Genomic DNA, 14093 nt, shown 5'->3' on the forward strand with positions numbered 1-14093 from the left:
CCCCTGCACGTCGCCCTCGTTGGCAGCCGCGCGCGGGGCGGAGACACCGATCAGTGCAACCCCGAGCAGGGCAAGCAGGATGGTTGTCTTCACAAGAGTCAGCCCGCTCTTGCGCTTGGCGGCCACCCGATACACAGCGAGAATGTAACCAGCCCGGCTGTTGGAATACTCGGGAACCGGGAAATCGATCCCGTCCGACGCCTGATGCTCACAGTGATGCGGTCAACCGCAGCGATGCCACCTCGCACCGCCACGTCCACCAGGGCAGGCGCCGGACCCTGACCCCTGAGCGCAGACCCGCCGTTCCGGCTCGGACCGCGGCCGGTCGTGCTGGGAGCAGTCTCGACCGCCACGGTCACGGTGATCGCGAGCATCGGGGTGCTGGCGATCGGCTGAGCCGACCGCCCCCCGGGGCTGGTGCGGGCGCGCCTGTCGGCTTGCCCTCAGCCGCCCAGCGCGGCGCCGACGACCTCCTTGGCCTCGGCCTGCACCTGGGCGAGGTGCTCCTCGCCCTTGAAGCTCTCGGCGTAGATCTTGTAGACGTCCTCGGTGCCGCTCGGCCGCGCCGCGAACCACGCGGAGTCGGTGACGACCTTGAGCCCACCGACCGCGGCGCCGTTGCCCGGCGCCTCGGTGAGCTTGGCGGTGATCGCCTCGCCCGCAAGGGTCTCGGCCGTGACCGCGTCGGGGGTGAGCGCGCCCAGCCTGGCCTTCTGCTCGCGGTTGGCGGGCGCGTCGATCCGGGCGTACGCCGGCACGCCGTGCTTCGCGGTGAGCTCGGCGTAGTGCTCGCTCGGGCTCTTGCCGGTGGCGGCGAGGATCTCGGAGGCGAGCAGCGCGAGGAGGATGCCGTCCTTGTCGGTCGTCCAGACCGAGCCGTCCATGCGCAGGAACGACGCACCCGCCGACTCCTCGCCGCCGAACGGTCCGGAGCCGTCGAGCAGCCCTGGGACGAACCACTTGAAGCCGACCGGCACCTCGACGAGCCGGCGCCCCAGGTCGGCGGCGACGCGGTCGATCATCGAGCTCGACACGAGCGTCTTGCCGACGAACCCGTCGTCGCGCCACTGCGGGCGTGCGCCGCCGTAGAGGTACTGGATCGCCACCGACAGGTAGTGGTTGGGGTTCATCAGCCCCGCGTCCGGGGTGACGATGCCGTGCCGGTCGGAGTCCGCGTCGTTGCCGGTGGCGATGTCGTAGTCGTCCTTGCGCGTGATGAGCGAGGCCATCGCGCTGGGGGAGGAGCAGTCCATCCGGATCTTGCCGTCCCAGTCGAGCGTCATGAAGCGCCACGTGGCGTCGACGAGCGGGTTGACGACGGTGAGGTCGAGGCCGTGACGGTCGGCGATCGCGCCCCAGTAGTCGACGGCCGCGCCACCGAGGGGGTCGGCGCCGATCCGGATGCCCGCGTCCTTGATGCGGGCGATGTCGATGACCGAGGGCAGGTCGTCGACGTAGGTCCCCATGAAGTCGTATGCCGTCGCGCCGGCTCGCGCTCGCGAGAACGGGATGCGCTTGACGTCCTTGAGGCCGCCCTTGATGAGCTCGTTGGCACGGGCGGCGATGACCTTGGTCGCGTCCGAGTCGGCCGGGCCACCGTGCGGCGGGTTGTACTTGAACCCACCGTCCGAGGGCGGGTTGTGCGACGGCGTGACGACGATCCCGTCCGCAAGACCGGCACCGGACGGCATACCGTCCACACCGGTGACCTTGCCGCGGTTGGCGACGAGGATCGCGTGCGACACCGCGGGGGTCGGCGTGTAGCGGTCGGCGGAGTCGACGAGCACGGTGACGTCGTTGGCCGCGAGGACCTCGAGCGCCGAGGACCACGCCGGCTCGGAGAGGCCGTGGGTGTCGCGTCCGAGGAAGAGCGGCCCGTCGAAGCCCTGCGCCCTGCGGTAGTCGACGATCGCCTGGGTCGTCGCGAGGATGTGGTCCTCGTTGAAGGCGGTGTTGAGCGAGCTGCCGCGGTGGCCCGAGGTGCCGAACGCGACCTGCTGGTCGATGTCGTCGGGGTCGGGCTTGTTGGCGTAGTAGGCCGTGACCAGGTGTGGCAGGTCGACGAGGTCGGCGGGCTGGGCGGGCTGGCCCGCGCGGGAGTCGGTCATCGGTCGTCCTCCTCGGTGGGGGTGGTGCTCGGCCTGGCCACTGCCGGGTTCACGGCGGGTGGCTCGGCCACCGGCTGCTCGTCGACCGGCGAGTCCGACTTCGGCGGCGCGGTGTCGACGGGACCCGCGTCGAGGTGCGCGTCCTCGGCCTGCGGGACCTCGCCGTCGACGACGGGTGCGAGGTAGATCGCGGTCAGGCCGGCGAGGCGCACGACGACGTGGAACGGCTGGTTGTTCCAGCCCTCCTCGACGGCGTCGAGGACGAGGTCGGCCTGGCTCGGCGTGCCGTGCTGGTCGTAGCCGCTCGTGTCGAGCACGACGCGCCACCTGCCGCCGAACGGCACACCGACACGCAGCCACTCCTTGGGGTCGCCGCCGAAGTTCACGACACACGCGACGACGTCACCGCCCTGGCGTGACGGCTCCGAGAACCGCACGAACGAGTAGGTGTTGCCGGTGTTGTCGTCGGCGTCGAGCCACTCGAACCCGGCCGGCTGGCTGTCGAGCGCCCACAGCGCCGGGTGCTCGCGGTAGACGCGGTTGAGCTCCTTGACGAGGTTGTGCACGCGGTAGTGCGCGGGCTGGTCGAGCAGCCACCAGTCGAGCGACTTCCCGTCGGCCCACTCGCTCGGCTGGGCGAACTCGCAGCCCATGAAGAGCAGCTGCTTGCCGGGGTGCGCCCACATGTAGGCGAGGAACGCACGCACGGTCGCGAGCTGGTCGGTCCGGTTGCCCGGCGCCTTGTTGACGAGCGAGCCCTTGCCGTGGACGACCTCGTCGTGGCTGATCGGCAGCAGGTAGTTCTCGCTGAACGCGTACATGAGCGCGAACGTCAGCAGCCCGTGGTGGTGCTGGCGGTTGTAGGGGTTCTCGCCGAGGTAGCGCAGCGAGTCGTTCATCCACCCCATGTTCCACTTGAGCCCGAAGCCCAGGCCGCCCTCGCTCGTCGCCTTGGTGACGCCGGGCCACGACGTGGACTCCTCGGCGATCGTCACGATGCCGGGGACCCGCTTGTATGCCGTGGCGTTGGTCTCCTGGAGCAGGCCGATGGCCTCGAGGTGCTCGCGGCCGCCGTGGACGTTGGGCAGCCACTCGCCGTCCTTGCGCGAGTAGTCGAGGTAGAGCATCGATGCGACGGCGTCGACGCGCAGCCCGTCGACGTGGAACTCCTCGAGCCAGTAGAGCGCGTTGGCGACGAGGAAGTTGCGGACCTCGAGCCGCCCGAAGTCGAAGATGTGCGTGCCCCAGTCGGGCTGGTCGCCGCGCCGCGGGTCCGGGTGCTCGTAGAGCGGCAGCCCGTCGAAGCGCGCCAGAGCCCACTCGTCCCGCGGGAAGTGGCCGGGCACCCAGTCGAGGATGACGCCGATGCCGGCCCGGTGCAGCGCGTCGACGAGGTACTTGAACTCGTCCGGCGTCCCGAAGCGCGAGGTCGGCGCGTAGTAGCCGGTGACCTGGTAGCCCCACGACGGGCCGTAGGGGTGCTCCATGACGGGCAGGAACTCGACGTGGGTGAACCCGAGGTCGGTGACGTAGTTGACGAGGTGCTCGGCGAGCTCGCGGTAGGAGAGCCCCTGCCGCCACGAGCCGAGGTGAACCTCGTAGGTGCTCATCGGCCCGCTGTGCGGGTTCGACTGCGCGCGCGCCGTCATCCAGTCCGAGTCGCCCCACTCGTGCCGGGCCTCGTCGACGACCGAACCGGTCCGCGGCGGCACCTCGGTGCGACGCGCCATCGGGTCGGCCTTGGTGCGGACGATGTCGTCGGCGCCGCGGATCTCGTACTTGTAGACCGCGCCCTCGCCGACGTCGGGGATGAACAGCTCCCACACGCCGCTGGAGCCGATGAGGCGCATCGGGTGGACGTGGCCGTCCCAGCCGTTGAAGTCGCCGACGACCCGCACGGCCTTGGCGCGCGGGGCCCACACGGCGAACGACGTGCCGCGCACGGTGCCCAGCGGACCGGGGTACTCGTGCACGCGTGCACCGAGGACGGTCCAGAGCTGCTCGTGCCGGCCCTCGCCGACGAGGTGCAGGTCGATCTCGCCGAGCGTCGGCGCGAACCGGTAGGGGTCGTCCTGGACGTGCTCGTAGCCGTCGCCCCAGTCGACGAGCAGCCGGTAGTCCATCGTCTCGGTGACGCCCGGGCGCACCGCCGTCCACACGCCCTCGGCCTCGTGCTCGAGGGTGAGCTCCTCGCCGTCGGCGAAGCGCACGCGCACCGTCGCGGCCATCGGGCGCATCGCGCGCACGCGCAGCCCGTCGGCCTCGAGGTGCTGGCCGAGGAGGTCGTGCGGCTGCTGGTGCCGCCCGTGGATGAGGGCGTTGATCGCACCGCTGACTTCGTGGGCGGGGGTCGGGGTCACGGGGTGTCCTCCTGGGGTGCGGTTGCGGTGGTCGAGAGATGCTCGAACCCCGAGGCCAGCCGCTCGACGGCGGCGAGCGGGATGTCGACCCACGACGGTCGGTTGCGGACTTCGTAGACGACTTCGTACATCGCCTTGTCGAGCTCGAACGCGGCGAGGAGCGCGCCCCTGCTGCGGGGGTCCTCACCGGCGGTGGCGGCGTAGCCGTCGAGGAACGCCTGCTGCGCGCTCGCCACCCAGTCACGGGCGGAGCCGCCGGTGGAGTGCTCGACGGCGCCGCCGGCGTAGTCGAAGCTGCGCAGCATGCCCGCGATGTCGCGGATCCACTGGTCGGGCTGGTTGCGCTCGGAGAGCGGCCGCAGCGGCTCGCCCTCGAAGTCGAGCAGGACCCAGCCGCCGTCGGGCGTGTGGAGCACCTGTCCGAGGTGGTAGTCGCCGTGGATGCGTTGCAGCGCAGGCCAGTCCGCGTTCTCGGCGGCATCGAGGATCGCCGAGACGGCATCATCGTGGTCGTGCAGCGCGCCGACCTCGGCAGCGGCAGCGGCATAGCGGGCCCGCATCCCGTCGAGGATCTCGCGGGCGGTGTCCGGGCTCGTCGGCGACGTGCCGAGCGACCCGGCGAGCGTCGCGTGGACCTCGGCCGTCGCCTCGCCGAGCGCACGCGCGGGGCCGCTGAAGTCCTCGCCCGCGCGCACCGCCGCGGAGGCGACCCGCCACGCGTCCTCGACGCCCGGCAGGAACTCCTGGGCGAACGCGAAGTGCCCGTATGCCGTGTGCCCACCCTCCGTGGACGGCTCACCCGAGGCGTCGGGCTCGGGCCACTGCCCGGCGACGGAGCCGACGACGGCGGGCACGCGCACGCACCCGGCCTCGCGCAGCGCGGACTGGAGCACGACGTCCGGGTTCTCGCCGGTCGACAGCATCCGGAACACCTTGACGATGACCGGCACGGACGCGCCGTCGGCGTCCTCGCAGTCGAGGATCACCGAGGTGTTCGACTGCTCGCCGGACAGGACCTTGGAGCCCACGACCCGCACCTCACGCGACCACGCGGCGCCGGGAGTCGCGACGACCGTGTCGTCGGTCGCGTCGCTGGCGGCCGACGACTCGGCACGCACCCGGCCCTGGACGAGCTCGAGCAGCTGGGCGGCATACACGGGGTCGTGCGGGGCGTCGTAGACCCAGCGCGGTCCGAGGACCGAGTGCTCCATCGTCCCGACGAGGGCGTGCTCCGCGCCCTCGAGCGGGGCGCCGCGATAGGTGAGCGGCACCTGGTAGACGACAGGGGACGGGCCGGAGGAGTCGGCCACGACGAGGACCTCGACGCCGACCTCGCCGGCCGGGTCGCCGAGTCTCCACGACGCGAGGCGGGTGACGACCGGGGAGGTGCCCTTGGCGGCATACCAGCGTTGGGAACCCATCCACGCCGCGACGAGCTCCGCCTTGGTCGGCGTGATCGTTGCGCCCTTGTGGATCTCAGCCACGGTGCTGAGCCTCCGACCGGCTCTCCTGGCCGACGCGCAGCCAGAAGAAGTCGCGGCTGCCCATCGTGATCGTCACGCGGCCGTCGGCGGCGATCCACGGGAAGTTCGCGCCACCGAAGAGGTCGAACAGCTCGTTCTCGCCCAGGTGCTCGGGGAGCTGGATCGTCGCGGCCTGCGGCTTGTCCGAGAGGTTGTTGATGCAGAGCACCGTCTCACCCGGGTGGTCGCGGTCGCCGTCCCACGCACGGGTGTAGGCGAGGATCGACTCGTTGTCGGTGGGGGCGATGGTGAAGTCGCCGAGGCCGAAGGCGGGGTGGAGCCGGCGCACGCCGAGCATGCCGCGCAGCCAGTGCAGCAGCGAGTGGCCGGTCGCCATCTGCGCCTCGACGTTGACGCCGTTGTAGTGGTAGACGAGCGAGGAGATGACGGGCAGGTAGAGCTTGCCCGGGTCGGCGCCCGAGAACCCCGCGTTGCGGTCCGGGGTCCACTGCATCGGGGTGCGCACCGCGTCGCGGTCGTTGAGCCAGATGTTGTCGCCCATGCCGATCTCGTCGCCGTAGTAGAGGCACGGCGAGCCGGGCAGCGAGAGGACGAGCGCGTGGATGAGCTCGATCTCGGCGCGGCTGTTGTCGAGCAGGGGTGCGAGGCGGCGCCGGATGCCGACGTTGGCGCGCATGCGCGGGTCCGGGGCGTACCAGCCGTACATCGCGGCCCGCTGCTCCGGTGTCACCATCTCGAGGGTGAGCTCGTCGTGGTTACGCAGGAAGGTGCCCCACTGGGTGCCCCTTGGGATGTCCGGGGTCTCGGCGAGGACATCGATGATCGGCTGGGCCCGCTGGTCGCGCAGCGCGTAGTAGAGCATCGGCATGACCGGGAAGTGGAAGCACATCTGGCACTCCGGCTCGTCCTCGCTGCCGAAGTAGTCGACGACGTCGGCCGGCGGCTGGTTGGCCTCGGCGAGCAGGATGCGCCCGGGGTACTCCTCGTCGACCATCCGGCGGAGCTTGGCGAGGAACTCGTGGGTCCTGGGGTGGTTCTCGCCGTTGTGGCCCTCCTCCTCGTAGAGGTAGGGGACGGCGTCGAGCCGGAAGCCGTCGATGCCCATGTCCATCCAGAAGCGCACGACCTCGAACATCGCGTCGTGCACGGCCGGGTTCTCGAAGTTGAGGTCGGGCTGGTGCCCGAAGAAGCGGTGCCAGAAGAACTGGCGCCGGATCGGGTCGAAGGTCCAGTTGGACGTCTCGGTGTCGATGAAGATGATGCGGGCGTCGGTGTACCTGTCGTCGGTGTCGGACCACACGTAGAAGTCGCCGTACGGGCCCTCGGGGTCGCTGCGCGAGGCCTGGAACCACGGGTGCTGGTCGCTCGTGTGGTTCATGACGAAGTCGGTGATGATCCGGATGCCGCGGGCGTGCGCCTCGGTGATGAGCTGCTGGAACTCGGGCAGCGTGCCGAACTCGGGGAGCACCTGCGTGTAGTCGGCGATGTCGTAGCCGCCGTCACGCAGCGGGCTGGCATAGAACGGTGGTAGCCAGAGGCAGTCGACACCGAGCCACTGGAGGTAGTCCAGCCGGTTGATGACGCCCTGGAAGTCGCCGGCGCCGGAGCCGTTGGAGTCACCGAAGGCGCGCACGAGCACCTCGTAGAAGACGGCCGTCTTGAACCACTCGGGGTCGTGCTTGAGCCCCGGCTGGTTGAGTCCGAGTCCTTGCGTCGCCGTCACGTTCTCAGTACCTCTTCAGCTCGATGATGTGGACCGGCTCGTGGTCCGGTCCGAGGTGGACCATGTTCTCGCGCACGAAGTCCCACCACTGGTCGGTGATGAGGTCGTGCGCGCGGAAGCCCTCGTCCGGGTGCAGCCCGAGGGAGGGCATGTCGAGGACGACGCGGCTCCAGCGGGTGCTGTGCGGGTCGAGGTTGGCGATGACGATGACGACGTCCTCGTGCTCGGGGGTGCCCGTCGCCTCGTCGGCCGGCACGACCCGGCGCTTGCTGAACGCCATGATGTTCTCGTCGTCGACGTGGTGGAACGTGATGTTGCGCAGCCAGTGCAAAGCCGGGTGCGCGCGCCGGATCTCGTTGAGCCGGCGGATGTACCACGCGAGGGACTGGCCCTCCTTGGAGCCACCGGGCTCGTAGTCCTCCCAGTGGCGGTTCTTGTACTGGTACTTCTCGTTGTCGATCTGCTCCTCGACACCGGGGCGGGCGACGTTCTCCATGAGCTCGTAGCCGGCGTAGATGCCGTAGGTCGGCACGAGCGTGCCGGCGAGGGCCGCGCGCAGCTTCCACGCCGCCGGGCCGCCGAACTGCATGTAGGGCGTGAGGATGTCGTGCGTCGTGGGCCAGAAGCTCGGCCGCATGTAGTGCGCCGTCTCGGTGGCGAGCTCCTCGACGTACTCCTGGAGCTCGGGCTTGGTGTTGCGCCACGCGTAGTAGGTGTAGCTCTGCTGGAACCCGACCTTGGCGAGGGTGCGCATCATCGCGGGCTTCGTGAACGCCTCGCTGAGCCAGATGATCTCGGGGTGGTCGCGGGCGACGTCCTGGATGAGCCACTGCCAGAACTCGACCGGCTTGGTGTGCGGGTTGTCGACGCGGAAGAGCGTGACGCCGTGGTCGATCCAGACCTGGATCATCCGGCGCATCTCGGCGTATGCCCCGGCCGGGTCGTTGTCGAAGCTCAGCGGGTAGATGTCCTGGTACTTCTTCGGCGGGTTCTCCGCGAACGCGATGGTGCCGTCGGCGCGGGTCGTGAACCACTCGGGGTGCTCCTTGACCCACGGGTGGTCGGGGGAGCACTGCAGCGCGATGTCCATCGCGACCTCGAGCCCGAGGCGGCGCGCCTCGGCGACGAAGAAGTCGAAGTCCTCGAACGTGCCGAGGTCCGGGTGGATGGCGTCGTGCCCGCCGTCGGGGGAGCCGATGGCATAGGGCACGCCGGGGTCGTCGGGACCGGCGTCGAGGGTGTTGTTGGGGCCCTTCTTGGCCGCCGAGCCGATGGGGTGGATCGGGGTGATGTAGATGACGTCGAAGCCCATGCCGGCGACGGCGGTGAGGCGCTTGGCCGCGGTGCGCAGCGTGCCCGAGCGCCAGCGGTGCGTCTCCTCGTCGTAGACCGCGCCCTCGCTGCGGGGGAAGAACTCGTACCAGGCGCCGGTGAGCGCGAGCTCGCGCTCAACGAGGAGCGGGTATGCCGTGCTCGCGCTGAGCATGTCGCGCACCGGGGTGCCGGTGAGCTCCTCGTGGACCGGTCCGTGGGTCACGGCGGACAGCCGCACCTGCGGCGGGCGGGTCTCGTCGCGCAGGGCGGCGAGCCCCGTCTCGACGACCGTCCGGCCCGCGGGGGTCCGGTCCTCGGTGTCGGCGGCGCGCTCGAGGAGCAGGGCGCCCTCGGCGAGCATGAGGTCGGTGTCGACGTCGGCCTGGATCTTGATGGTCGCGTCGTGCTCCCACGTGCCGAACGGGTCCGACCATCCCTCGACGCGGAATGTCCACATGCCGGGACGGTCCGCGGACACGACGGCCTCCCAGGCGTTGAGCCCGGGGTTGGTGCAGACCATCGGCGAGAGGTGGTCGACGCCGTCGGGATCGGTGAGGACGACGGACGCGCCGACGGCGTCGTGGCCCTCGCGCAGGACCGTCGCCGTGACGAGGAACTGCTCTCCCACCACGGACTTCGTGGGTCGGGAGCCTCCGTCGACGAGTGGTGTCACGTCGAGGACGGGGATGCGGCCGATCGGGGACTGGGGAGGAGTGCTGAGCGGCGTGGCGGTCACAGGCCGACGCTATCGTCCCGGCAGCCTGCGGCACGAGTTGTGGACGCAGTGGGAAACCGGGGGGAGTAAACGTTTCCGCGAAGGCCCGGTGTGACCTAGGGTGACGCCTCGTGAAGGCCATCCGTCGCTTCAGCGTCCGCCCCGTCCTGCCCGCCCGCATCGCCCCGCTGGGCGACCTGGCGATGAACCTGCGCTGGAGCTGGCACCCGCCGCTGCGCGACCTCTTCGAGAGCATCAACCCCGAGAGGTGGGCCTCCGTCGGCGCCGACCCGGTGGCGCTGCTCTCGGCGACGACGGTCGAGGAGCTCGACGCCCTCGCGGCCGACGACGCCTTCGTGGCCCGTGTCGAGGAGGCCAAGCAGGGTCTCGACCGCTACCTCGGCGACGACCGCTGGTACCAGCAGTGGTCGGCCGAGCAGGGGGAGGCGGGTGCGCCGTCGGCGATCGCCTACTTCAGCCCCGAGTACGGCATCGCCGCCGCGCTGCCGCAGTACTCCGGTGGTCTCGGCATCCTCGCCGGCGACCACCTCAAGTCGGCCTCCGACATCGGGGTGCCGATCGTCGGCGTCGGCCTGTTCTACAAGACCGGCTACTTCCGGCAGAGCTTCAACCGTGACGGCTGGCAGCAGGAGGACTACCCCGTCCTCGACCCCGACGGCCTGCCCCTGGCGCTCCTGCGCGAGGAGGACGGCACCCCGAGCACCATCGTGCTCAACCTCCCCGGCGGCCGTGAACTGCGCGCCCAGGTGTGGCGCGCCCAGGTCGGACGCGTCCCGCTCCTGCTCCTCGACTCCGACGTCACCGGCAACGACGACGCCGCGCGCGCCGTCACCGAGCGTCTCTACGGCGGCGGCGGCGAGCAGCGCCTCCAGCAGGAGATGCTCCTCGGCATCGGTGGCGTCCGCGCCCTGCGCCTGTGGTCCCGCCTCACCGGTGCGCCGACCCCCGACGTCTACCACTCCAACGAGGGCCACGCCGGCTTCCTCGCGGTCGAGCGGATCAGCGAGCTCGTCACGAGCGAGGGCCTGGGCTTCGACGAGGCCCTCGAGGCCGTCCGGGCCGCGACCGTCTTCACGACGCACACGCCGGTGCCCGCGGGCATCGACCGGTTCGAGCGCCGCCTCATCGAGATCTACTTCGGTGGCGACCTCGCCCCTGCCGGCGTCCCGCTCGACTCCCTCCTCGCGCTCGGCGCCGAGACCTACGACGGCGGCGACTCCTCCGTGTTCAACATGGCCGTCCTCGGTCTGCGGATCGCCCAGCGCGCCAACGGGGTCTCCAAGCTCCACGGCGTCGTGAGCCGCGAGATGTTCGACGGTCTGTGGCCGGGCTTCGACCCCGACGAGGTGCCGATCACGAGCATCACCAACGGCGTCCACGGACCGACCTGGGTGGACCGCAAGGTCTACGAGCTCGCCGACCGCCACTCCGACACCGTCAACATCGACACCACCGTGCTCGACAGCACCGAGTCGTGGAACGCCATGGCCGACCTGCCGCGCGACGAGGTCTGGGCGACCAAGCGCGAGCTGCGCGAGCAGCTCGTCCGCGAGGCCCGGGCCCGCATGCGCGCGTCGTGGATCAAGCGTGGCGCGTCGTCGGCCGAGCTCGGCTGGACCGACACCATCCTCGACCCCGACATCCTCACGATCGGGTTCGCCCGTCGCGTCCCGACCTACAAGCGCCTCACGCTCATGCTGCGTGACCCTGCCCGCCTCAAGAAGCTGCTGCTCGACCCCGAGCGCCCGATCCAGATCGTCATCGCCGGCAAGTCGCACCCGGCCGACGAGACCGGCAAGCAGCTCATCCAGCAGATGATCAAGTTCACCGACGACCCCGAGGTGCGTCACCGCATCGCGTTCCTCCCGAACTACGACATCGCGATGGCCCAGCACCTCTACCCGGGCTGCGACGTGTGGCTCAACAACCCGCTGCGCCCGTTCGAGGCGTCGGGCACGTCGGGCATGAAGGCCGCCCTCAACGGCGCCCTCAACCTCTCGATCCTCGACGGGTGGTGGGATGAGTGGTTCGACGGCAACAACGGCTGGGCGATCCCGACCGCCGACGGTGTCGAGGACCCCGAGCGCCGTGACGACATCGAGGCGGCCGCGCTCTACGACCTCATCGAGACCCAGGTCGCGCCGCGCTTCTACGACGTCGACGAGGACGACCTGCCGCAGAACTGGCTGGCGATGGTCATGCACACCGTCTCCACGCTCGGGCCCAAGGTCCGTGCGAGCCGGATGGTGCGCGAATACACCGAGCGCCTCTACGTCCCGGCCGCCCGCTCCGGCTGGGCCCTGCGTGAGGGCGACTTCGCCGGCGCACGCGACCTCGCGGCATACAAGTCGAAGGTCCGCGCCTCGTGGCCCAAGGTGAGCGTCGACCACGTCGAGTCCTCCGGTCTGGGCGACAGCCCGGAGATCGGCGAGACGCTGCACGTCAACGCCTACGTCTCGCTCGACGGGCTCGACCCGGCCGACGTCGAGGTGCAGGTCGCGCACGGCCGCACCAACCACCGCGGTGACGACCTGCACGACGTGACGACGCTGCCGCTGCAGTTCGAGGAGAGCTACGAGCAGGGCCGCCACAAGTTCTCGGGCGAGCTCGTCCTCAAGACGAGCGGGGCGTTCGGCTACACCGTGCGCATCGTCCCGAAGCACGCCGGTCTCGCCAGCCCGGCGAGCCTGGGGCTGGTGGCCACCGCCTGACACCGCCAGAGCTTTTGCTCCCCATGAGCGAAGGTTGAGGGTCCGGAGGGGACATTCCCCTCCGGACCCTCACCCTTTCCTCCGTATGCCGGCCCACGCAGAGCGTGGGACCCGCACCCCCGACCCGGTCAGCCCAGGTCGTGGTCGGTCGGCACCGGGTGGTTGGCCGCGAAGAGACCACGCGGGTCGACCACGGTGCGGATCGCGCGCAGCCGCTCGAACGTGTCGGGCGCGTAGGCCCGCTGGGTGTCCACCGGCTCCTCGGAGAAGTTGAGCACCGGTGAGCCCGTGGACCAGGGCTCGAGGGCCTCGACCAGGCGGTGCGCGTCCGCCTGTCCGGCCGCACCCATCTCCGGCGTCGCGGCGATGGCGACGAAGAACGCGGCATACGCGCCGTCGAGCCGCGGCAGCGCGCCGGCGCCCGGGTGCGGGCGGCCCAGTGCTCCGCCGAGCTGCCGGAACTCGGCGGCGAGCAGCGACGTCGTGCAGCCATGGCCGACCTGGTCGAGCACGGCGTCGATGGCCTCGTCGGGCAGCCCCGCGAGCATCGTGTGGCCCGACACGGCCGGTGTCGGACCTTCGGGGTCCATGTGCAGCCGCGACAACGACGCCGCGGGCACCCGGGCGAAGGTGTCCATCTCCGGGGCCAGGGCGCGCAGCGGGGCAAGGAGGTGCTGGGCGAGCTCGTCGTTGCCGAGGATCGCGCCGTCGATGACGACGAGCTGGCGCCCACGCAGGAAGTCCGGGAGCTCCGGCATCGGTGGGAAGCTCATGACCCGCAGCGAGGTGGTCACCGCGTCCGGCGCGGTGGCGCTCCAGCGGGCCCAGGTACGCACGACCTCGTCGGCGCGCTCGCGGTCCCAGAGGAGGAAGCCGGCATACGCGTCCTCGATCTCGTAGAGCCGGAACTCCATCGCGGTGACGACGCCGAAGCTGCCGCCACCGCCGCGCAGGGCCCAGAAGAGGTCGGCGTGCTGGTGGGCGTCGGCGCGCACGAGCTCGCCACCGGCGGTGACCAGCTCGATCGCCGTGATGCTGTTGGTGGCCAGCCCGAGCGTGCGGGCGTACCAGCCCATGCCGCCGCCGAGGCTGTAGCCCGCGACCGCGACGTCGGGCGAGCTGCCGTGCAGGGCGGCCAGACCGTGCTCGGCCGCCGCCTCGACGACGTCCTGCCACAGCGTCCCGCCGACGACCCGCGCGGTGCGCGACACCGGGTCGATGCTCACTCCGGTCATGCCGGACATCCGGACGAGGACGACGTCGTCGAGCCCGCGTGCGACGAGGGGTCCGGCGTTGTGGCCCGTGCTCTGGGGGCCGACGCGCAGCCCGGCAGCGGCGCAGGCACGCACCACCTCGGCGACGTCGGCGGCGTCGCGGGGGACGGCGACCGCGGCAGGGCGCTGCGGGACCGCGACGTTCCACGCCATGCTCGCCAGGTCGTAGCCCGGGTCTCCGGGCAGGTGGACCGCTCCGCCGCACAGCCCACGGAGGCTCTCCGCGCGCGCGTCGGTCGGTGCCGGAGCCGGTGCTTCGGTCGGTGCGCCGGTCGGTGCGGCGTTCGTCGCCGGGGTCGGCTCGAGGGTGGTCTCGATGGTCATGTCGGTCGTCCTTCGTGTCGGTCGCCCGCGGGAGTTCCCGCGCGGGCACGCTCGCGGCC

Annotated in this window: 7 protein-coding genes; 1 reads left to right on the forward strand and 6 read right to left on the reverse strand. The window is 70.9% G+C overall.

Annotation, left to right across the window (positions count from 1 at the left end; all coding sequences use genetic code 11):
- Positions 1 to 443: 443 nt before the first annotated feature.
- Genes pgm through KLO01_RS16250 form a run of 5 tightly spaced genes read right to left on the reverse strand, consistent with a single transcriptional unit; the run spans position 444 to position 9725 of the window.
- Entirely contained in the window at positions 444 to 2108 is a 1665-nt protein-coding gene (gene pgm / locus KLO01_RS16230; RefSeq protein ID WP_147067108.1) for a phosphoglucomutase (alpha-D-glucose-1,6-bisphosphate-dependent), read from the reverse strand.
- Positions 2105 to 4468, reverse strand: coding sequence for a 1,4-alpha-glucan branching protein GlgB (gene glgB / locus KLO01_RS16235; protein WP_147067110.1), 2364 nt, complete (start codon positions 4466 to 4468; stop codon positions 2105 to 2107). Before glgB ends, pgm begins: the two co-directional genes overlap by 4 nt.
- Complete coding sequence (locus tag KLO01_RS16240) at positions 4465 to 5952, reverse strand: maltokinase N-terminal cap-like domain-containing protein (protein WP_147067112.1); 1488 nt, start codon at positions 5950 to 5952, stop codon at positions 4465 to 4467. The genes glgB and KLO01_RS16240 overlap by 4 nt, the downstream gene beginning before the upstream one ends.
- Positions 5945 to 7675: a maltose alpha-D-glucosyltransferase gene (treS, locus tag KLO01_RS16245; protein ID WP_147067114.1), complete on the reverse strand. Its 1731-nt coding sequence runs from the start codon at positions 7673 to 7675 to the stop codon at positions 5945 to 5947. The genes KLO01_RS16240 and treS overlap by 8 nt, the downstream gene beginning before the upstream one ends.
- A gap of 4 nt (positions 7676 to 7679) precedes the next feature.
- Positions 7680 to 9725, reverse strand: a complete 2046-nt coding sequence (locus KLO01_RS16250; protein ID WP_147067117.1) for an alpha-1,4-glucan--maltose-1-phosphate maltosyltransferase — start codon at positions 9723 to 9725, stop codon at positions 7680 to 7682.
- Positions 9726 to 9835: 110 nt separating this feature from the next.
- Here KLO01_RS16250 and glgP point away from each other — a divergent pair, with 110 nt between their 5' ends.
- Complete coding sequence (gene glgP, locus KLO01_RS16255) at positions 9836 to 12436, forward strand: alpha-glucan family phosphorylase (RefSeq protein WP_147067119.1); 2601 nt, start codon at positions 9836 to 9838, stop codon at positions 12434 to 12436.
- 128 nt (positions 12437 to 12564) lie between these two features.
- Here glgP and KLO01_RS16260 read toward each other — a convergent pair whose 3' ends face one another.
- On the reverse strand, positions 12565 to 14034 hold the full coding sequence (locus KLO01_RS16260; RefSeq protein WP_147067122.1) for an FAD-binding oxidoreductase: 1470 nt from the start codon (positions 14032 to 14034) through the stop codon (positions 12565 to 12567).
- Positions 14035 to 14093: the final 59 nt, after the last annotated feature.

Source organism: Knoellia locipacati (assembly GCF_007992835.1).
Taxonomy (GTDB): domain Bacteria; phylum Actinomycetota; class Actinomycetes; order Actinomycetales; family Dermatophilaceae; genus Knoellia; species Knoellia locipacati.